This window comes from Stenotrophomonas pictorum JCM 9942, assembly GCF_001431585.1.
Lineage (GTDB): Bacteria > Pseudomonadota > Gammaproteobacteria > Xanthomonadales > Xanthomonadaceae > Stenotrophomonas > Stenotrophomonas pictorum.
Genome location: NZ_LLXS01000026.1, coordinates 37,978 through 59,099 on the forward strand (window position 1 = coordinate 37,978; position 21,122 = coordinate 59,099).

15 protein-coding genes and 1 pseudogene are annotated in these 21,122 nt (G+C 65.1%); 8 read left to right on the forward strand and 8 right to left on the reverse strand.

Annotated elements, in window-relative coordinates; translation table 11 throughout:
- Positions 1 to 29 precede the first annotated feature (29 nt).
- From ARC78_RS09590 to rpmH, 8 genes are all read right to left on the reverse strand, one after another.
- A complete protein-coding gene (locus tag ARC78_RS09590) occupies positions 30 to 1,139 on the reverse strand; it encodes a glycerophosphodiester phosphodiesterase (RefSeq protein WP_425480562.1) in 1,110 nt (369 codons plus the stop codon).
- A 92-nt stretch (positions 1,140 to 1,231) separates the two neighbouring features.
- Positions 1,232 to 2,845 (reverse strand): ATP-binding cassette domain-containing protein, encoded by a 1,614-nt coding sequence (locus ARC78_RS09595; protein ID WP_057506189.1) that lies wholly within the window; start codon positions 2,843 to 2,845, stop codon positions 1,232 to 1,234.
- Between the two features lie 219 nt (positions 2,846 to 3,064).
- Positions 3,065 to 3,457 carry a VOC family protein gene (locus tag ARC78_RS09600; protein WP_054660694.1) on the reverse strand — a complete coding sequence of 131 codons (393 nt, stop codon included), beginning with the start codon at positions 3,455 to 3,457 and terminating at the stop codon, positions 3,065 to 3,067.
- Positions 3,458 to 3,502: 45 nt separating this feature from the next.
- Positions 3,503 to 4,852 carry a tRNA uridine-5-carboxymethylaminomethyl(34) synthesis GTPase MnmE gene (mnmE, locus tag ARC78_RS09605; protein ID WP_057506190.1) on the reverse strand — a complete coding sequence of 450 codons (1,350 nt, stop codon included), beginning with the start codon at positions 4,850 to 4,852 and terminating at the stop codon, positions 3,503 to 3,505.
- A gap of 3 nt (positions 4,853 to 4,855) precedes the next feature.
- A complete protein-coding gene (locus tag ARC78_RS09610) occupies positions 4,856 to 7,543 on the reverse strand; it encodes a polysaccharide deacetylase family protein (RefSeq protein ID WP_057506191.1) in 2,688 nt (895 codons plus the stop codon).
- 88 nt (positions 7,544 to 7,631) lie between these two features.
- Positions 7,632 to 9,338: a membrane protein insertase YidC gene (yidC, locus tag ARC78_RS09615; protein WP_057506192.1), complete on the reverse strand. Its 1,707-nt coding sequence runs from the start codon at positions 9,336 to 9,338 to the stop codon at positions 7,632 to 7,634.
- Positions 9,338 to 9,829, reverse strand: a complete 492-nt coding sequence (gene rnpA, locus ARC78_RS16335) for a ribonuclease P protein component (RefSeq protein WP_083468598.1) — start codon at positions 9,827 to 9,829, stop codon at positions 9,338 to 9,340. Before rnpA ends, yidC begins: the two co-directional genes overlap by 1 nt.
- Before the next feature lie 5 nt (positions 9,830 to 9,834).
- The gene (gene rpmH / locus ARC78_RS09620; RefSeq protein WP_006404565.1) at positions 9,835 to 9,975 is read right to left on the reverse strand and encodes a 50S ribosomal protein L34; all 141 of its coding nucleotides are present in this window, start codon (positions 9,973 to 9,975) and stop codon (positions 9,835 to 9,837) included.
- 253 nt (positions 9,976 to 10,228) lie between these two features.
- Between rpmH and dnaA the strand changes: the two genes are divergently transcribed.
- From dnaA to ARC78_RS09660, 8 genes and pseudogenes are all read left to right on the forward strand, one after another.
- A complete protein-coding gene (gene dnaA, locus ARC78_RS09625) occupies positions 10,229 to 11,557 on the forward strand; it encodes a chromosomal replication initiator protein DnaA (protein WP_057506193.1) in 1,329 nt (442 codons plus the stop codon).
- 374 nt (positions 11,558 to 11,931) lie between these two features.
- The gene (gene dnaN / locus ARC78_RS09630; RefSeq protein WP_057506194.1) at positions 11,932 to 13,032 is read left to right on the forward strand and encodes a DNA polymerase III subunit beta; all 1,101 of its coding nucleotides are present in this window, start codon (positions 11,932 to 11,934) and stop codon (positions 13,030 to 13,032) included.
- 827 nt (positions 13,033 to 13,859) lie between these two features.
- Positions 13,860 to 14,960, forward strand: a complete 1,101-nt coding sequence (gene recF / locus ARC78_RS09635) for a DNA replication/repair protein RecF (RefSeq protein WP_057506195.1) — start codon at positions 13,860 to 13,862, stop codon at positions 14,958 to 14,960.
- Positions 14,961 to 15,070: 110 nt separating this feature from the next.
- Positions 15,071 to 17,530 carry a DNA topoisomerase (ATP-hydrolyzing) subunit B gene (gyrB, locus tag ARC78_RS09640; RefSeq protein WP_054658984.1) on the forward strand — a complete coding sequence of 820 codons (2,460 nt, stop codon included), beginning with the start codon at positions 15,071 to 15,073 and terminating at the stop codon, positions 17,528 to 17,530.
- Positions 17,531 to 17,600: 70 nt separating this feature from the next.
- Complete coding sequence (locus ARC78_RS09645) at positions 17,601 to 18,449, forward strand: CPBP family intramembrane glutamic endopeptidase (RefSeq protein ID WP_057506196.1); 849 nt, start codon at positions 17,601 to 17,603, stop codon at positions 18,447 to 18,449.
- Positions 18,450 to 18,520: 71 nt separating this feature from the next.
- Positions 18,521 to 19,327 (forward strand): M48 family metallopeptidase, encoded by an 807-nt coding sequence (locus ARC78_RS09650; RefSeq protein WP_256202381.1) that lies wholly within the window; start codon positions 18,521 to 18,523, stop codon positions 19,325 to 19,327.
- A gap of 156 nt (positions 19,328 to 19,483) precedes the next feature.
- Positions 19,484 to 20,674, forward strand: coding sequence for a heme biosynthesis protein HemY (locus ARC78_RS09655; RefSeq protein WP_054660126.1), 1,191 nt, complete (start codon positions 19,484 to 19,486; stop codon positions 20,672 to 20,674).
- Positions 20,675 to 20,820: 146 nt separating this feature from the next.
- Positions 20,821 to 21,122: pseudogene (locus ARC78_RS09660) on the forward strand (energy transducer TonB); the annotation flags it as partial.

The following is a 21,122-nucleotide window of genomic DNA, read 5'->3' on the forward strand; positions in this document are numbered from 1 at the left end:
CGCCGCCGCGCCGAGGCCGGCCGGTTGGGTTACGGCGAGGCAGGTGCCACGCCGTCGCCATCGACCGCGCGCCGGCCCAGTGCCGGATCGTCGGTGAACAGCGCATCGACACCCGCCTGCAGGTAGCCACGCATCTCCGCCACCGCGCCATCGGGATTGCGCGCGTTGGCGTCACCGGCGCGCAACGCCGGCGGCAGGAACGGGTTCTCCGGGCGGAAACTGTAGGCCACCACCTGCAAACCGGCCGCATGCGCATCGGCAATCAGCGCCGTGGGAGCACCCGGCCGCCCCTGGTCATCCCATGGCCGCAGCGCGCGCCGCTCCACGCCAATGGCCTCGGCGTACTGGGCGATTTCCCGCAATCCCTCCGCGGTACCCATCTGTGCATAAGTCAGTGCGCCTCCGGCCAGTGCGATATCGGCCGGCTGCTGCCCGGGCGCGCCGATCAGCTGCAGCAGGCGGATGTTGGAGGCATCTCCCAGCTGCGCGCGCAGCGCGCGCAGGTTGGCCACCTCAAAGGACTGGATCAGCACCGGCGCGACGTTGGTATAGGAGTCGGCGCGCAACGCGGTGAGCAGTTTTTCCTCCATCGGCAGGCCGATTCCGCGGAAATAGCTGCCGTGCTTGATCTCCGGCACCAGCCCGATGCCGCGGTTCGCCCGCGCGGCCTGCTGGACCAGGAAGGCGATGATCTCCTCCAGCGTGGCGATCCGGAACTGGTCATCGAACGCGGTGCCACGGATCTGCGGCAGGCGCTCGCGCACGTACAGGGTCTTGAGCTCGGCGGCGGTGAAGTCCTCGCTGAACCAGCCGTCCACCCTCTGCCCGTCGATCCACTTGACGGTGCGGCGATCGGCGAACTCCGGCCGCGTGGCGACATCGGTGGTGCTGCCGATCTCGTTCTCATGCCGCGCCACCAGCACCCCGTCGCGGGTCATCACCAGATCCGGTTCGATGTAGTCCGCGCCATCGGCGATGGCCTGTGCATAACTGGCCAGGGTGTGTTCGGGCAGCAGGGCGCTGGCGCCGCGATGCGCATAGACCTGGGCGTGTGGATAAGCCGGAGTGGCAGCGGTTTCCATCACCCAGCAGCATGCCATGCCCGCCACCACTGTCATCACCCTCGACCACCTGGACACCGTTGCTCCTGTGGGCGCCACAACGCGCCCTGATCTGGAAAGGCGCGCAGTATCGTCGCGCTGGATGACATGCATAAGAACGGCGGGCCGGCTCAGCACGCCGACCAGCGCCAGCCATCGGCATCGGCCTGCAGCCGCGCGCTGATGCCGATGGCCTGCAGCAGGGCCTCATCGTGCGAGACCACCACCAGGGTGCCGTGGTACTGGCACAGCACGGTTTCCAGCGCCGCCAACGCTTCCAGATCGAGGTGATTGCCCGGCTCATCGAGCAGCAGCAGCCGCGCAGGGGGATCGGCATAGAGCGCGCAGGCCAGCGCCGCGATCAGCCGCTGCCCGCCGCTAAGTAGCGCGGCCGGGCACTGCAGCTGTGTGGCATCCAGCCCCAGCAGGGCCAGACGGCTGCGCAACTCGGCCTCGTCCAGCAGTGGGTTGCAGGCCTGCAGCGCCGCCAGCGCGGTGCGACCGGGCGGCAGCACCTGCAGCTGCTGATCCAGCAGCGCCAGCGGCACCGATATCTGCACGTTGCCGTGCAACGGCGCCAGCTGCCCGGCGAGCACCTTCAACAAGGTCGATTTGCCCGCGCCATTGCAGCCACTGATCGCCAGCCGCTCGCCGCGACGCAGTGCGAAATCCAGATCGCGTAGCGGCGCTGCCACATGCGGCAGCTGCACCTGCTCAAAACGGGCGACCCACGGCGGCGCGGCGGCGTCGACGACCGGCGCCAGCAGCACCGGCGCGGCCGGCTCGCCCAGCGCGCGCGCCTGCTGCAGGTTGTCCTGCAGCTGCTGCTGACGCAGCTGCAACTGCTGGTGTGCCTTGCCGGCGCTGGCCTGGGCGCGCTGGCGCTGCCCGCCAAGCAGGATCGGCGCCTGATTGGCACTGGCCGCGGCCCGGCTTCCGCGCGCGTGGCGTTGCTCCAGCCGTTGCCGTTGCTGCTGCAGCGCCTGCTCGCCCTTGCGCCGTTCCTGCCGGCGTTGCTGCTGCAGCGCGTGGATTGCGGCCCGTTCGGCGGTGCGGGCCTGTGCATAACTTTCATGGTTGCCGCCGTAGCTGCGCAGCCCCTGCGCCGACAGTTCCAGCACCCGTTCCACACCGTGCAGCAGCGGGCGGTCGTGACTGACCAGCAGCATCCCCTTGCCACGCGCCTGCAGCTGCCGGGCCAGCCATTGCCGGCCAGCGCGGTCCAGGTGATTGCTCGGCTCATCGAGGATCAGCAGTGCGGCCGGTTGCAACAATGCGCCAGCCAACGCCACCCGCATGCGCTGACCGCCGCTGAGCGTATCCACCGGGGTATCGGCATCCACGCCTTCCAGCCCGGCCTGCGCCAAGGCGTGCTGCAAGGTCTCGCGCAGGCTCCACTGCTCGCCCACCCGCTCGAAATCGGCAGGGGTGATGCTGCCCTGCTCGATCCGGCGCAGCGCCTGCAGGACGTTATCCACAGCCGCCAGTTCGGCGACGCGCTGTCCGGGGACGGGCTGGATCTGCTGCGGCAGGTAGTGCACCTGACCGATACGTCGGATCTGCCCGGCGCTGGGCATCCGCCGCCCTGCCAGCAGTTGCGCCAGTACGGATTTGCCCACGCCGTTGCGCCCGACCAGCGCGGTCGGCCGGGCATCGAGGTGAAGGCTGAGATCGGAGAAAAGGCAGCGCCCATCGGGCGTGTGCCAACTGACGCCATCCAGCGTCACGGATACAGAACAGGTCATGCAGGTTTCCATCGATGCCCGAAGTACCCGGCCGCCAGCGGCAGCAGGGACGGAAAGGGACCGTCATCACGACGGGGGCATCAATGGCGCATTGGACCGCACTCCGACATACGGGGGTATCCCGCAACGGCCCACAGGCTAGCGGCCGCCAGCCGAACCTGCCAGTAACAGCGCAGCACCCACCGGCACTGCGCCACCGGAATCAGCAGCGGCGGTGGTTCACGCGGTGGCGGCTGCCGGGTGATAGGCGGCACACAGCTTGTTCCCGGCCGGATCCCGCAGATAGGCCAGATACAGCGGCCCGAACGGTGTCTGCCGCAGGCCCGGCGGATCTTCAATGCTGGTACCGCCATGATCGACGCCCGCGGCATGCCACGCGTCCACGTCTCCGGGGCTGCCACAGGTGAAACCGATGGTGCCGCCATTGGCAGGCGTTGCCGGCTCGCCGTTGCGCGGATGCCCCACGATCAGCAGCGCGCCCTGATGGCGGTAGACCACGTTGCCCTTGGGGTCGATTAAACCGGGCTTTCCGCCGAGTGCGGCCAGCACGGCGTCATAGAACCGCCTGGAGGCGGTGATGTCATTGGCACCCACCACGATGTGCGAAAACATGTGTTGCTCCTGCCGATTGTGCGGCGCGGACCATCGCCGCCGCGGTTATTTGCCGATACAGAAACTGGAGAAGATCTTCCCCAGCAGGTCGTCGGCGGTCATCCGGCCGGTGATCTCGCCGAGGGCATCGTGCGCCAGCCGCAGTTCCTCGGCCGCCAGTTCCAGCTGATCAAAGCGCAACTGCTCGGCGGCGATCTCCAGATGCTCGGCCGCACGCGCGATCGCCTCGACATGGCGCAGGCGCGCGGAGAATTCGCCCTGCTGGCCCTCGCCCGCGCCCTCGCTGGCGATCTCGCGCAGGCGCGCGTGCAGCTGTTCCAGCCCCTGGCCACTGGCCGCCGACAGCGCGATGCGGTCGGCGCCCAGCTCCTGCGGCCATTGCGGCAGCAGATCGCACTTGTTGTGGATCCACAGCTGGCGCGCCGCCTGTGTGGCGGCATCGCCAATGGCAAGGCGCCCCGCTTCGGGGTCACGGGCATCCAGCACCACGATGGCCAGATCCGCGCGCTGCATTTCCGCGCGAGCGCGGCGCATGCCTTCGCGTTCGATGGCATCGCCGCCTTCGCGCAGACCGGCGGTGTCCACCAGTTCCAGCTCCAGCCCGTCGATGCGGATGGTCTCGCGCAGGGTATCGCGGGTGGTGCCGGCGATATCGGTGACGATCGCCCGTTCACTGCCGGCCAGCGCATTGAGCAGCGAACTCTTGCCGGCGTTGGGCGGGCCGATCAGCACCGCATGCAGGCCATCACGCAACTTGCGGCCGCGCTCGGCATCGATGCGCAGCTGGCCCAGCAGCGCGCGCGCCTGTTCCACGCCGGCCCGCACCTGCGCACCGCCCAGCGTATCGAGCGGTTCATCGGCGAAATCGATCGCCGCCTCCACATGGATCCGCAGCCGCACCAGTTGCTCGGCCACCTCGTCCACGCGTTGCGAGAACACGCCGTCGAGCGACCGGCGCGCAGCCCGCGCGGCGCGCACATCACCGGCGGCGATCAGATCGGCAATCGCCTCGGCCTGGGCCAGGTCGAGTTTTCCGTTGAGGAATGCCCGCTCGCTGAATTCACCGGCGCGGGCCTGGCGCGCGCCCAGTTCGATGCAGCGCGCCAGCAACTGGCGCAGCACCACCGGGCTGCCATGGCCCTGCAGCTCCACCACATCCTCGCCGGTGAAACTGCGCGGACCGGGGAAATACAGCGCGATGCCATCGTCGATCACCTCCCCGGCTGCATCGCGGAATCTGGCGTAATGCGCATGCCGCGGCTTGAGCGGTGGACACCCCAGGGCAGCGGCGAGGCGCAGCGACAGCGGGCCGGAGATGCGCAGCATGCCGACACCACCGGCGGCGGCGCCGCTGGCAATGGCGACAATGGTCTGGCCGGTGGACAGTTCATTCATGGCTTACAGCTTCTGCAGTTGGGCGCGGGCCTGGGCGGCGCCGCCGCCGGTGGGCTGCAGCTCCAGATAGGTGGTGTAGGCCTGCCGGGCCCTGGCGGTGTCGCCCAGATGGAAATAGGCATCGCCCAGGTTCAGATAGGCCACTGCCCGCGAGGGGTCGATCTTCAGCGTGTTCTCCAGCCAGCGCGCCGCCTCGGCGTAGCGCTGCTGGCGGTAGTAGACGAAGCCCAGGTTGTTGGCCGCCAGCGCGAAGTCCGGGCGCAGTTTCAGCGCTTCGGTGAACTGCGCCACCGCCTCGTCGTAGCGCTTCTCGCGGTACAACTGCAGGCCGCGGTCGTTGGCCTGCTGCGCGCGCTGGCGCTCGGACAACGGCACTGCCGCCGGCACTTGCAGCGTGCTGCGTCCCCCTTGCAGATCGGCCACTGTCACCGGGGCCTTGGCGTCGCCGCCGGGCCTGGTTTCCTGCACGGCTTCCACGCGACTGTTGAGCGCGATCGCATCGGCCGAGAGCTGGCGCGTGTCGGCGGTCAGGAATTCCTGGCTGTCGGGTAACTGGAACACGAATTCGCCGCCCTGCGAACCCGGCAGGCTGCCGAAGGCCGGGGTCTGCTTTGACACTGCCGACACCGCCGGCGCCACATACGCGGCCAGTTCGGTCCCGGTGATCAGACCATCACCATTGAGATCGCCCTTGCCGCCCAGCGCCTGCAGCAGCACCCAAGTGAACACCGAATGCCCGTTCGGGCCGCTGTCGGCCACCTGCTGGTCGGCACCACCGGCGGTGAGCATCTGCCGCGCGCTGCGACGGGCGTTCTCGCGCAGGAACGTCGAGGAACTGCCACCGCCACGGGACAGCCCCAGCCCGCTGTAGCAGGCATCCATCACGAACAGCACGTGCTTGGCCTGCAGGCTCTCGGCAATGTTCTGGATGTCGGTCATCGCAATGGCATCGGTGGCGAACTCGTTGGGATCCGAATCCACCGGGATGATGTAGCCCAGGTCGCGACCGGAGGCGAGCTGGCGGGTGGCGCCATGGCCGGCGAAGAACACGAACACGCGGTCGTTCTTGCCGGTGCGGTCATCGACCAGACGATCATGGAAGGCGGCCAGGATGTTGTTGCGCGTGGCCTGCTCGTTCTTCAGCACGATCACCTGCGACGACGGGAAACCGAACTGCCCGGTCAACGTATCGGCGATGGATTGCGCATCGCGCCCGGCGTATTCGAGCTTCGGCCATTTGGCGTACTCATCGATGCCGATGACGATCGCCCAGGATTTTCCGTAGCCGGTGGTGACCGTGGCCTCGTCGCGGGCGCCCTGCCGCGCACGGCTGACGGTGAAATCCCGGCCGTTCCAGCCGGCGAACTGGTAACCGTCGGCAATCAACCGGTCCAGGATCTGCGGCAAGGCTTTGACCGCGCGGTCGTGGATGTCATGGAACAGGATGATGCCCTTCTGCTCCTTGTGCACCTGCTCGAGCACGCGCTGCACGATCGATTCGGGCACCGGGTCGGCCCAGTCCATCGAATCGATGTTCCACATGATCGACTTCAGCCCCGCTTCGCCCAGCAGCTGCAGGCCTTCGGCGTTGCGCGCGCCATAGGGGAAGCGGAACAGCGGCGCGCGCCGGCTATCCACCCCCTTGAGCAGGGTATCGGTGGCCAGCACCTGTTCGCGCAGCGCATCACCACTGGTGCGCGAGAGCTGCGCGTGGGTCAGGCTGTGGTTGCCCACCGCATACCCCTGTTCCATCAGGTTGCGGCTGATACCGGCCATCGGTCCCAGCGCGACGCTGCCATCGGCCTGCACCGTGCCCAGGTTGCGACCCACCTCGAAGAACACGCCGGGCACGTCGTAGCGCTTGAGGATGGCGACCACCTCCTCGGTGTAGGCCTTGTGCGGACCGTCATCGAAGGTGAGCACCACGGTCTTGGCCGGCAGGTCGCGGCCGAAAATCTCGCGCTCGCTGTCGCGCATCGACATCGGGTACGGCTCGATCACGCCGTAGTCGCGCAGGATCGCCTCACGGCTGTACTGCTTGCGCAGGTGGGCGATGTAGTCCTCCCACTTCTCACGCTTCAGGTCGATGGCGCGGGTGCGCTCGAAGCGGCTGAAGATGCGGGTGATTTCCTGGTTGTAGTTGCGCTCGATCGCATCGAGTGCCTCCAGGTCCTCGCCGATACGCTGGTGCAGCTTCACCGCCGGCAGCGAGGAATCGGCACCGACGCGCACCTGCAGCTCGCGCAACACTTCGCGAAAAGCCAGGCGATCGGCATCAAACAGCTCCGGCGCCGATTCGATGTAATCGAGCACCGCCGACAGCGTGGCGAAACGTTGTGGACTGGCCCCGCGCAGCAGGCGGTCGAACTGGGTGGCGATGGCCTCGCGCTGCGCCAGCCCGTCATGGAACAGCTGCTGGCCGATGCGGCTGGAAGTACTGCGATCCGCCGCCGACTGCTGCGCCTCGTCGGCCAGCAGCACGATGATGCGGCGATGGCCCTCGAGCTGTCCGCGCAGTGCCGCCAGCAGCGGCGCCGCCGCCGCCGGCCCGGTGACTGCATCGGCAGGGACCGCAGCGGCGTTTGCCGCCGGGTTCTCGGCCTCGCTCCGGTCAGTGCAACCGCTGAGGCTGGAGGCGGCCAACACCAGTGAAAGCAGCAGCAGACGGGATCGCGAAGGCACGCAGGGCATGGGCAAACTCGGGAAAAAGGAGACTGAACGCGGCTGCCGGCGATTCTAGCGCCGCATGCGAAAAGCCCGCCTTGCGGCGGGCTTTTGGTTACTTGGCTTCGATGACCTTGCTCGGCGTGTCTTCGCCGTGCTTTTTGATCATCCACCACTGCTGGGCCAGGCTCAGGCCGCCGTTGACCACCCAGTACAGCACCAGACCGGACGGCATGAAGGCCATCATCACGCCGAACACCAGCGGCATGAACTGCATCATCTTCTGCTGCATCGGGTCCATGCCCACGGCCGGGGTCAGCTTCTGCGTGAACCACATCACCGCGACGTTGATCACCGGCAGGATGAAGTACGGGTCACGCGCGGTCAGGTCCTGGATCCAGCCGAACCACGGTGCCTGGCGCAGCTCCACCGATTCGACCAGCACCCAGTACAGCGCGAAGAAGATCGGCATCTGGATCAGCAGCGGCAGGCAGCCGCCCAGCGGATTGATCTTCTCCTTCTTGTACAGCTCCATCATGGCGACCTGGAACTTCTGCTTGTCGTCGCCGTAGCGTTCCTTGAGCTGGGCGATGCGCGGCTGGAACTTGCGCATCTTGGCCTGCGACTTGAACTGCGCGTTGGCCAGCGGGAACAGCGCCAGCTTCAGCAGGATCACCAGGCCGACAATCGCCCAGCCCCAGTTGCCGACCAGTTTGTGCACCTGGTTGAGCACCCAGAACAGGCCCTGGCCGATCACCGCCATCAGCGAGAAACGGCTGTAGTCGACCACGCGGTCCAGACCCTTCACGTCTTCCTTGGCGATCTGGTTGACTAGCTTCGGGCCCACCCACAGGCGCGCCTCGGTGCTGACCTTCTGCCCCGGGGCCACGCTGAAGCCCGGACCGCGCGCTTCGATCACATGGCGCGGGCCGTTCTGCGAGAGCAGGTACAGCGCCGACTGGTCGGCCTGCGGAATCCACGCGGTGAAGAAGTGGTGCTGCAGCATCGCCAGCCAGCCGCCGGTGATGGTCTGGTTGACGTTGCCGTCGTCCAGATAGTCGGAGAAGGCGCGGCGCTGGTAGCCATCGGCGGCGCTGTACCAGGTGGCACCGTTGAAGCTGAACGAATCCGGGTTGGTCATGCCCTTGCTGATCACCGGCGGCACGCGGTCGAGCTTGCGGAACACATAGCCCTGCCACGGCACGGTGCCGGTGTTGACCACTTCATCCTTCACGCCGATGGCGTAGTCGCCACGCTTGAAGGTGTAGGTGCGGTGGATGCTGACGCCATTGGGGCCATTCCAGACGAACGGCACCTGGACGCTGTCCTGGCCTTCAGCCAGCACCACCTCGGTGACCGGTTGTGCCGGCTGGAAGCCGTTGGCACCGGGCACCGGCGAGCCGCCCTGACCGGCCCAGCCGGCGGTGGCACTGTACGGATGGGCGGTGTCTTCAGTCAGCAACTGCACCGGCGGGCTGCCGGCGGCCTTGGTCTGCGGGAACTGCAGCAGATCGGCATCGAGCACGCTGCGGCCGTCGAGCACCAGCTTGAGCACGTCGGTGGTGACCGTCACCCGCGGTGCGGTGGTGGCTGCCTCCATAGCGGCTACCGGCGCGGCACCGGCCTGGCCGGGCACGGTGGCCTGCGGCACATTGCCGGCCGGCGGCGGGGCCAGATCGACATCATTGGCGTGGGGTACAGCCGGCTGGGTCGCGGCCACGGTGGCCGGATCCGGCGCCGCCTTTTCCCGACCCCATTCCATCCACAGCAGCACGGCCACCATCAGCCAGGCGAAAATCAGGAATACACGGGTCTGGTTCATCAGCAGGCAGGCTCGGCTCGACCGGAAGCGGCTTCCGGCGCGTTCAAAGGAAAGGGTCCAACACCCTCGCGCGGCGGCATTGTGCCGCTCACGCCAGCAGGGGGCAATGCGCCAGCACGGCGCAGCAGGCGCTCGAACGCCTCGTGGATCTGTTGGTTGCTGGCGGTCTTGGCCGCCGCACGGGCGACTATCACATAGTCGCCACCGGCCAGACACGACCGGAGATGGCGTGTTGCATTGCGCAACACACGCTTGATACGGTTACGACCGACCGCACGCGTGTCGACCTTCCGTGACACTGCCAGTCCCAGCCGGGGGGGGCTATCCCCGTTCAGCCAGTGGAGTGTCATCAGCGGGTCGGACACACGGCGGGCGCCGTTGAAGACCGATGTATATTCGGCACGCGTACGAACCCGCGCAGAGCGAGGAAATCGCTTGCGCGGGAAGGCACTGCTCACGATCGGAGTTGCATTTGCCGCATCACGCGGCAACGCAATCAAGCGCTGAGGACTTTGCGGCCCTTGGCGCGGCGACGCGACAGAATCTTGCGGCCGTCAGCGGTCTTCATACGAGCACGGAAGCCGTGGTCGCGCTTGCGCTTGAGGTTGCTGGGTTGGAACGTGCGCTTGGTGGCCATGGGGGCACCTGTATGAAGTGGACGGAAAGAACCGGAAATTCTATAGAGGGTTACCCCCTCCCGTCAAACCCCTTCTTCAAGTGGCGGTACGGCGACGGTGCGTAACTTGTGGATGATCCTGTGAATAAATACGGGACAAGCATTCCCGGCCCGGCCCGGCGGTGGTAGTCTGCGCCATCCACTTCCCCCCTTTCCGGCCTGTGGCCCGGCGGCTTTCTGCGCCCGGCTGACAAGCCTTTGATGACTATTTCTGATGGATGCCTGGTCCCGTTGTCTTGAACGTCTGGAGGCGGAATTTCCGCCGGAAGATGTCCACACCTGGTTGAAGCCGTTGCAGGCCGACCAGCGCGCCGACAGCCTCGTGCTGTATGCGCCCAATGCCTTTATCGTCGATCAGGTGCGCGAACATTACCTGCCGCGCATCGCCGAATTGCTGACCTATTTCGCCGGTTTTGGCGAGGTGGTGCTGGAGGTCGGCTCGCGCCCGCGCGCAGCGGACCCGGCGCCGCTGGCTCCCGTGGCCAGCGCGCCGGCCCCGGCCGCGCCGGTGGTGCCGTTCAACGGCAACATGGATTCGCATTACACCTTTGCCAACTTCGTCGAAGGCCGCAGCAACCAGTTGGGTCTGGCCGCCGCCTTCCAGGCCGCGCAGAAACCCGGCGACCGCGCGCACAACCCGCTGTTGCTGTACGGCGGCACCGGTCTGGGCAAAACCCACCTGATGTTTGCCGCCGGCAATGCGATGCGCCAGGCCAATCCGGCCGCCAAGGTGCTGTATCTGCGCTCGGAACAGTTCTTCAGCGCGATGATCCGGGCGCTGCAGGAAAAGACCATGGACCAGTTCAAGCGCCAGTTCCAGCAGGTGGACGCGCTGCTGATCGACGATATCCAGTTCTTTGCCGGCAAGGACCGCACGCAGGAGGAGTTTTTCCACACCTTCAACGCATTGTTCGACGGCAAGCAGCAGATCATCCTGACCTGCGACCGCTATCCGCGCGAAGTCGAAGGCCTGGAAGCCCGCCTGAAATCGCGGCTGGCGTGGGGCCTGTCGGTGGCGATCGAGCCGCCGGATTTCGAAACCCGTGCCGCGATCGTGCTGGCAAAAGCCCGCGAACGTGGCGCTGACATCCCCGATGATGTCGCGTTCCTGATCGCCAAGAAGATGCGTTCCAACGTCCGCGACCTGGAAGGCGCACTCAATACGCTCACCGCCCGCGCCAATTTCACCGGCCGGGCGATCACCACCGAATTCGCCCAGGAAACCCTGCGCGATCTGCTGCGTGCCCAGCAGCAGGCCATCAGCATTCCCAACATCCAGAAGGTGGTCGGCGACTACTACGGCCTGCAGATGAAAGATCTGCTGTCCAAGCGCCGCACCCGCTCGCTGGCCCGTCCGCGCCAGGTGGCCATGGCGTTGACCAAGGAATTGACCGAGCACAGCCTGCCGGAAATCGGCGATGCCTTTGCCGGCCGCGACCACACCACCGTGCTGCACGCGGTGCGCCAGATCAAGCATCTGATGGAAACCGACGGCAAGCTGCGCGAGGACTGGGACAAACTCATCCGCAAGCTCAGCGAGTGAGTGGCCGAGCGGCTGCGCCGGCCGCGGACTTGCGTGGGTTGATCACCTCATTCACCACCGGTAGCCGCCGTCGTGTCGTTGCTGGAAGTCCGGCAATGATGCCTGCACACCAAGCGGGCGTCATCGCACAAAACGGTGCATCATTCCGGGGTAAGCACGGGAGAATCTGTGGATAAAAAGGCCGGTTATTTCAGGCGCAAATCTATCCACAGGTTCATCCCCCTGCTCGGGGTCAGTAATACAGAGGGTTTCAGGCATTGAAAACCTTTGAATAACAAACACTTAGGTGTGTTTTAAACGAAATCTGGCTCTACCATCACCACCAAGCTTTTGATTTAAACCACATCTTTTAAAGCATAGGGGCACGAAACCACATGCGTTTCACACTGCAGCGCGAAGCCTTTCTCAAGCCGTTGGCCCAGGTCGTCAACGTGGTAGAACGCCGCCAGACTCTGCCGGTTCTGGCCAATTTCCTGGTCCAGGTCCAAGAGGGCCAGTTGTCGTTGACCGGTACCGATCTGGAAGTGGAAATGGTCTCCCGCATCGCCGTTGACGATGCCCAGGACGGCGAAACCACCATTCCGGCGCGAAAGCTGTTCGAAATCATCCGCGCCCTGCCCGATGGCAGCCGTATCACGGTCTCGCAGACCAGTGACAAGATCACCGTGCAGGCCGGGCGCAGCCGTTTCACGCTGGCCACCCTGCCGGCCAACGACTTCCCGTCGGTGGATGAAGTGGAAGCCACCGAGCGCGTGGTGGTGCCGGAAGCGGCACTGAAGGAACTGATCGAACGCACCGCGTTCGCGATGGCGCAGCAGGACGTGCGGTATTACCTCAACGGTCTGCTGTTCGACCTGCGCGACAAGACGCTGCGCTGCGTGGCTACTGATGGCCACCGTCTGGCGCTGTGTGAAACCGCGCTGGAAAACAGCAACGGAGCCAAGCGCCAGATCATCGTGCCGCGCAAGGGCGTGACCGAATTGCAGCGTCTGCTGGAAGGCGGCGAGCGCGAAGTCGAGCTGGAAGTCGGCCGCAGCCACGTGCGTGTCAAACGCGACGATGTGACCTTCACTTCCAAGCTGATCGATGGCCGTTTCCCGGACTACGAAGCCGTCATTCCGATCGGCGCCGATCGGGAAGTGAAAGTCGAGCGTGAAACCCTGCGCGCTTCCCTGCAGCGTGCGGCGATCCTGTCCAACGAGAAGTACCGCGGCGTGCGCGTGGAAGTGAGCCCGGGCCAGCTGAAGATCAGCGCGCACAACCCGGAGCAGGAAGAAGCCCAGGAAGAGATTGAAGCCGATACCACGGTCAGTGATCTGGCCATTGGCTTCAACGTCAACTACCTGCTGGATGCGCTGTCGGCGTTGCGCGACGAGCACGTGGTGATCCAGCTGCGCGATTCAAACTCCTCGGCCCTGGTGCGTGAAGCCAGCAGCGAGAAGTCGCGTCACGTGGTGATGCCGCTGCGCCTCTGACCGATGTTCCACGTGGAACACGAAAAAGCCCGGCATCGCCGGGCTTTTTCTTTGCGTTTTTCGTGCTCATTGGTGATCGCTGGATTTCAGGCTGACCACGTCAAGGCAGCCAGCTTCCCAAGGCCTGCAGTTTGCTTGCATCAAGCACAACGCATTCCCCGTGGAACGTGGTGATATCCCTTGTCGTGGAAATTTTTCTGGTCAGTCGTTGTAGCCGACGAGCCGGAGAAACGCCGCGATCGAGTTCCTCTGCTCGCGAGGCGGCACGCGCTTTCCTGTAGCGCGTGCCGTGGGTTGGGACCCGTGAAATCAGGCAGCAAAGACGTTGCGCCCAGGAAAGCAGTTACACGCCTGGTTGCTGCAGGCTGGAGGCGCTTTTCGCTTCTATCAAAGCTTTTAAATTAGAAGATAAATCAAAAGCTTGGTGGTGATGGTAGGGGCAGATTTCATGTAGAACTCTATCAAGTTGCTGTTTTATATGGATTTAATGGCATTGAAACCCCCTGTAGAACCCGGGATCTAGCCTGTGGATAGCTGTGCATAAGTCGCGACAGGGGCAAAAGAGCTGTTTTTATCCACAGGTTGCCCTACTTATACACAAGCCTTGTGCCCCGTTCTGTCCTTGCCCGGATTGGGCTGTGATTTCGTGAAATCTGCACGGATATTCCCGCCACGGCGTTTCAGATTTCAAGGAATTTGGGGGGCTCGCCATTCCGTCCTGCCGGTGACGCGGGCAGAACGCACGGGGGGCAGGGCCAGATGCTTTAAGCTGAGCCTCTGTTCGTTGCGGATGGCGCAGCGGCATCGGGTTTTTCAGCAGAGCGTCAATGCATATCGTCCGTGTGGCCCTGAACCGTGTTCGCCGGTTCGATTCCGTGGAACTGGCCCCCCGCCCCGGCATCAACCTGATCACCGGTGACAATGGCGCCGGAAAAACCAGTCTCCTGGAGGCATTGCACTTGATGGCCTATGGCCGCAGTTTCCGCGGGCGGGTACGTGACGGTCTGGTGCAGAAACAGGCCGAAGGCCTGGATGTGTTCGTGCAATGGGAGGAGCGGGGCCCTGCGGGCAGTGCCGGACAGCGGCGTCGTGCCGGGCTAGCCCATAGCGGCCATACCTGGCGAGGCCGTCTGGATGGCGAAGACGTCTCGCAACTGGGAACGCTGTGCGCGGCCCTGGCGGTGGTCACGTTCGAACCGGGTAGCCATGCGTTGATCAGTGGCGGCAGTGAACCGCGCCGGCGCTTCGTGGATTGGGGATTGTTCCACGTGGAACCCGACTTCCTTCCGCTTTGGCGACGCTACACACGGGCGCTGAAGCAACGCAACGCCCTGCTCAAAAGCGGGGCCAGCGCCACGGCACTGGATGCGTGGGATCACGAGCTGGCCGAATCCGGTACTCCGCTGACCTCCCGCCGCCAGCACTACCTGGAACGCTTGCAGGATCGGGCCATCCGGATCGCCGCCGACCTGGCGCCGTCCCTGCAATTGCAGGCGCTGGAGCTGCAACCGGGTTGGCGCCGCCAGGAAATGGCCCTGGCCGACGCACTGCTGCTTGGCCGGGATCGTGACCGGATGGCCGGCTACACCTCGGTCGGGCCGCATCGGGCCGACTGGAGTACCCGATTTTCCCAGATTCCGGGCCGGGACGCGTTGTCCCGCGGGCAGGCCAAGCTGACCGCGCTGGCGTGTCTGTTGGCGCAAGCCGAGGATTACGCGGACCAGCGGGGCGAATGGCCGGTGATCGCCCTGGATGATCTGGCATCGGAGCTGGACGGCAGACACCAGCAGCGCGTCCTGGGATGGCTGGCGCAGACCCCGGCGCAGGTGTTCATCACTGCCACCGAACCGCCGGCAGCGCTGGCAGATTCCCCCACCGCGCCGACCCGGTTCCACGTGGAACATGGCGTGGTTCAGCGGCTCGATTGACCGTCCCGGGCGCTCAAGGGCCCGGCTGGTATAATTTGGCGGCAATCCCCTATCTCTCGTACCCGGCCATGATGGCGGGCGTACGACCTGCGGAGCCTACGGCAAGCGCAATGACTGAAAAACAGAACACCCCGGCAAACAACGGCAACTACGACGCCAACAGCATTACCGCCCTGGAGGGCTTGGAGGCTGTCCGTAAGCGTCCTGGTATGTACATCGGTGACGTCCATGACGGCACCGGTCTGCACCATATGGTGTTCGAGGTGGTCGACAACTCCATCGACGAAGCCTTGGCCGGTCACGCCGACCAGGTCTCGGTCACGATCCACGCCGACGGCTCGGTCGCGGTCTCGGACAACGGGCGCGGTATTCCGACCGGCAAGCACGAGCAGATGAGCGCCAAGCTGGGCCGCGAAGTCTCCGCCGCCGAGGTGGTGATGACCGTGCTGCACGCCGGCGGCAAGTTCGATGACAACAGCTACAAGGTCTCCGGTGGTCTGCACGGCGTCGGTGTCAGCGTGGTCAACGCGCTGTCGCAGAAGCTGTTGCTGGACATCTACCAGGGCGGTTTCCACTACCAGCAGGAATACGCCGATGGCGCTCCGTGCGGCCCGCTGCGGCAGCTCGAAGCCAGCAGCAAGCGCGGCACGACCCTGCGTTTCTGGCCCTCGCTCAAGGCGTTTCACGACAACGTCGAATTCCATTACGAAATCCTGGCGCGCCGCCTGCGCGAGCTGTCGTTCCTGAACTCCGGCGTCAAGATCGTTCTGGTCGATGAGCGTGGCGAAGGCCGGCGCGACGACTTCCACTACGAGGGCGGCATCAAGAGCTTCGTGGAGCATCTGGCGCAGCTCAAGACCCCGTTGCACCCCAACGTCATCGCGGTGACCGGTGAGCACAACGGCATCACCGTGGAAGTGGCGCTGCAGTGGACCGATTCCTACCAGGAAACGATGTACTGCTTCACCAACAACATCCCGCAGAAGGATGGCGGTACCCACCTGGCCGGTTTCCGCGGCGCGCTGACCCGGGTGCTGAGCAACTATATCGAGCAGAACGGCATCGCCAAGCAGGCCAAGATCAGCCTGACCGGTGATGACATGCGCGAAGGCATGATCGCGGTGCTCTCGGTGAAGGTGCCAGACCCGAGTTTCTCCAGCCAGACCAAGGAAAAGCTGGTTAGCTCGGATGTGCGACCGGCGGTGGAAAACGCCTTCGGCCAGCGGCTGGAAGCGTTCCTGCAGGAAAACCCGAACGAAGCCAAGGCCATCACCGGCAAGATCGTCGATGCCGCCCGTGCCCGTGAGGCCGCGCGCAAGGCGCGCGATCTGACCCGCCGCAAGGGTGCGCTGGATATCGCCGGCCTGCCCGGCAAGCTGGCGGACTGCCAGGAAAAGGATCCGGCCCTGTCGGAACTGTTCATCGTCGAGGGTGACTCGGCCGGTGGCTCGGCCAAGCAGGGCCGCAACCGCAAGAACCAGGCGGTGCTGCCGCTGCGCGGCAAGATCCTCAACGTGGAACGTGCCCGCTTCGACCGCATGCTGGCCTCCGACCAGGTCGGCACGCTGATCACCGCGCTGGGTACCGGCATCGGCCGCGACGAGTACAACCCGGACAAGCTGCGTTACCACAAGATCATCATCATGACCGACGCCGACGTCGACGGCGCGCATATCCGCACGCTGCTGTTGACGTTCTTCTACCGGCAGATGCCGGAGCTGATCGAGCGCGGTTACGTGTATATCGGCCTGCCGCCGCTGTACAAGATCAAGCAGGGCAAAACCGAGCTGTACCTGAAGGACGACCCGGCACTGGATGCCTATCTGGCCAACAGCGCGGTGGAAAACGCCGCGTTGATTCCGGCCAATGGTGAGCCGCCGATCGAAGGCGTGGCGCTGGAAAGTCTGCTGCTGGCCTACGCGGCGGCGCAGGACGCGATCGACCGCAATGCCCATCGCTACGACCGCAGCCTGCTCGAAGCGCTTGTCGATTTCACGCCGATGGACCTGGAACACCTGCGTACCGCGGGCGAGGACGAAGGCCTGGATGCACTGGCCAAGCACCTGAACCGGGGCAGCCTGGGAACGCCGCGCTACACGCTGGAACTGCAGGAACCCACCGAACAGCGTCCGGCCGCGTTACTGGTCACCCGTCGCCACATGGGCGAGGAGTTGATCCAGGTGCTGCCGCTGGCGGCGTTCGAATCGGGGGAACTGCGCGCCCTGCACAAGGCCTCGCAGTTGCTGCACGGTCTGGTACGGGAAGGCGCACGGATCAGCCGTGGCAACAAATCGGCCGAAGTCAGCGGGTTTGCCCAGGCCCAGGCCTGGTTGCTGGAGGAAGCCAAGAAGGGCCGCCAGATCCAGCGCTTCAAGGGCCTGGGTGAAATGAACCCGGAACAGCTGTGGGACACCACGGTGAATCCGGATACCCGGCGTCTGCTGCAGGTCCGCATCGAAGATGCGGTGGCGGCCGACCAGATCTTCAGCACCCTGATGGGCGATGTGGTGGAACCGCGTCGCGACTTCATCGAGGACAACGCGCTGAAGGTCATGAACCTGGATATCTGACCCACCAGTCCCAAGACGGGCGTTGCATCGCGCAGCGCCCGTTTTTTTTACCGCTCTGCCAAGGATCGCGATGTCCGCCCTGCCCCCGCTTCCGCCCGCTCCCGCCGTTGCACGCTCCGCAGCGGGTATCCGCCAGGCCGGTTCGCCGGTTGCAGGGTTCTTTCTCGATCTGCTGATCGCCGCGGCCACACTGCTGGGCCTGAGTCTGCTGTGCAGTGTGGTCTGGGGAGTGTGGCGCGGGGTGGAGGTCGGCCGGGAGGCCGCCCGCAGCGGGACCGGCCTGTCCGCGGCCGCCGACATGGCGCAGTTGCTCGGGCAACCCGGCGCCCTGGCGCAGATGCTGATGGCGTTGATCTCCACCGGGGGTGCCGCACTGCTGGTGTATGCCTGGCGGCGCCGTGCCACCTCGGCCGAACGCGGCATCTCCGCCCACGCGCTCCGGCGCGGATCGACCTGGGGCTGGACACTGCTGGTGGCTGCGCTGGTCTTTGCCGGCAGCAGTTTCATCGGCTGGAGCGCCAAGCAGCTCGGCATCGAGCCGGTGCCGACCAATCTGCCGTTGATGGAACAGGCGCTGGCCAATTTTCCGCTGTTTCTGCTGCTGTTCGCGGTGTTCCTGGCGCCGGCCTACGAGGAGCTGCTGTTCCGCCGGGTGCTGTTCGGACGCCTGTGGGCCGCCGGTCGTCCTGCACTGGGTATTGTCCTGAGCAGCGCCGCCTTCGCGTTGATGCACGAGGTCCCCGGCACCAGCGCCAACGGCCTGCCCGAGATTCTCCAGCTTTGGCTCATCTACGGCGGCATGGGCGCGGCCTTCGCGTGGCTGTACCGCAAGACCGGCACGCTGTGGGCCGCCATCGCCGCCCATGCGATCAACAATGCCATCGCGCTGGGCGCGCTGGTGGTGTTCGGTACCGGCTAAATCTGCACGTCGGATTGACGGAAAATTAAGCCAGCCGCCCGCACACTGCGGGCATGAACAAGGGGGCTTGCGTGAAATCGATTCTTTGTGCGGTGACCATCGGTTTGCTGCTGAGCGCCTGCGCCACCACCACCTCACCCACCGGGCGCCGCCAGGTGGTCGGTGGCGTGTCCCAGCAGCAGCTGGATCAACTCGGCGCGCAGGCGTTTTCCGAGATCAAGGCCAAGCAGACCCTGAGCCGCGACGGCACCCAGAACGGCTATGTGCAATGCGTGGTCAATGCCCTGGTCGCGCAGCTGCCCGCCCAGTACCGTGGCGTACGTTGGGAAACGGCGCTGTTCGTCGACAAGGAGCCCAACGCCTTCGCGCTGCCAGGCGGAAAAGTGGGCGTCAATACCGGCATTTTCAGTGCCGCCAGAAACCAGGACCAGCTGGCGGCGGTGATCGGCCACGAAATCGGCCATGTGATCTCGCGCCACCACGAAGAGCGCCTGACCCGCCAGCAGGGCACCCAGATCGGACTGGGCATCATCGGCGCATTGGCCGGCGCGGCCTATGGCGATGCGGGAACTAGCGTGGTCAACCAGTTCGGCGGCCTCGGCGCGCAGGGGCTGATCCTGCTGCCGGGCTCACGCACCCAGGAAGGTGAAGCCGATGAGGTCGGCCAGCGGTTGATGGCGCAGGCCGGTTTCGACCCGGCCCAGGCGGTGGATCTGTGGCAGAACATGATGGCGGCCGGCGGCAACCGTTCGCCGCAGTGGCTCTCCACCCATCCCGATCCGGCCAACCGCATCCGCCAACTGCAACGCGATATCCCGATGTTGCAGCCCGTTTACCAGCAGGCGCGCCAGGCGGGCCGCATCCCGCGCTGCGGTTGACCCGGGGCGACCGATGCGGGCAGTCCCCTGGACATTGGTGCAATACAGCATCGGAAGTGATTTCTCCATCAAATATTTTCTGGTACGTTTGCTGGCTCTGCTTTTTCCAGACCGTCCGTTTTCAGTGCCGCCTTGGCGGTTTCAACGAGGTGAACCATGATTTCCCACAGCCCCAAGAAAGCAGTGCTTTCCGTTCTGATTGCGACCCTGCTCGGCGGTGTTGTGGTTGCCGATGCCTTTGCCCAGGCGCGTTCGTCTGATCGCAACGAGCGTCGCAGCAAGGGTAGCGCCAAGGCTGAAGTGCTCTTCCCGGAAGCCACCCGCACCGAGCCGAACGGCAAGCCTTCCTCGAAGATGGGCGGCAAGCTGCAGAAGCTGTTCGCCGCGTACAACAAGGACGACTACGCGCAGACCCGCACGCTGGCCGATGAAATCATCGCCTCGGCCGATGCCAACGATTACGACAAGGCCGTTGCCAATCAGCTCGCCTCACAGGCGGCCTACAACCTGGATGATGGCGCCGCCACCAAGCAGTATCTGCAGCAGGCCATCGCGCTGAACCAGCTGGACAACAACGGCCACTTCCAGGCGATGTTGATGCTGGCCCAGCTGCAGCTGCAGGACGAGCAGTACGCCGAGGGGCTGGCCACTCTGGACAAGTACTTTGCCGAGTCCAAGTCGGCCAAGCCGGAAGAACTGGTCATCAAGGGCCAGGCGCTGTACCAGACTGAAAAGTATGCCGAAGCCATTCCGGTGCTGAAGGCGGCCATCGCCGCTTCGCCCGAGCCCAAGGACAACTGGAACCAGCTGCTGATGGCCTCCTACGCCGAAGCGGGCCAGACCGCTGAAGCGGTCAAGGAAGCCGAAGCACTGGCGGCCAAGAATCCGGCCGACAAGAAGGCGCAATTGAATCTGGCCAGCATGTACATGCAGGCCGACCAGATGGACAAGGCGGCCGCGGTGATGGACAAACTGCGCGCCGCTGGCCAGCTCACCGAAGAGCGCGAGTACAAGCAGCTGTACTCGATCTATGCCAACACCGACAACAAGGAACGGGACGTCATTGCGGTGATCAACGAGGGCCTGGAGAAGGGCATCCTCAAGCCGGACCACCAGGTCTACCTGGCACTGGCGCAGTCGTACTACTACAGCGACCAGGTACCGCAGGCGATTGAAGCGTGGCGCAAGGCGGCGCCGCTTTCCAAGGATGGCGAGACGTACCTGAATCTGGCACGTGTGCTGCACTCGGAGGGGCGTATTCCGGAGGCCAAGCAGGCCGCGCGGGACGCGTTGGCCAAGGGTGTCAAAAACCCGGCTGATGCAAACAAAATCATCAACCTGAAGTAAGCAGGAATAACGCCTGAACAGCTGCATTTGTGATGCGCAGCTGGTCAGGATTGGTATAAGCTTGGAGGTTCCTGCGGTGTCATGCGCCGCTGAATCAGGGGCGCCATAACAGCGTCGTCCCGACCCCACTAAAGAGCTCTTGGCGCATGACGGAACAACTGGTCTTCCACCACAGGTATGACGGCGAGAAAGATAAGGGTCTGAGCTGGCCCCGTATCGCCGGTATCGCCTTTGTAATCGCACTGCATCTTGCAGCCCTGATGATGCTTCTGATTCCTGCCGTGGCTCCCAAGGCCGCTGCGGAAAAGGAACGCAATGTCATGGTGACGCTGGTCGACGCGCCGCCGCCGCCGCCGCCACCACCGCCGCCGCCGCCGGAAGCGCCTGTAGTGGACGTGCCGGAACCGCGCCCGAATGACGTGGTGACGCCGCCGTCGCCGCCGGCTCC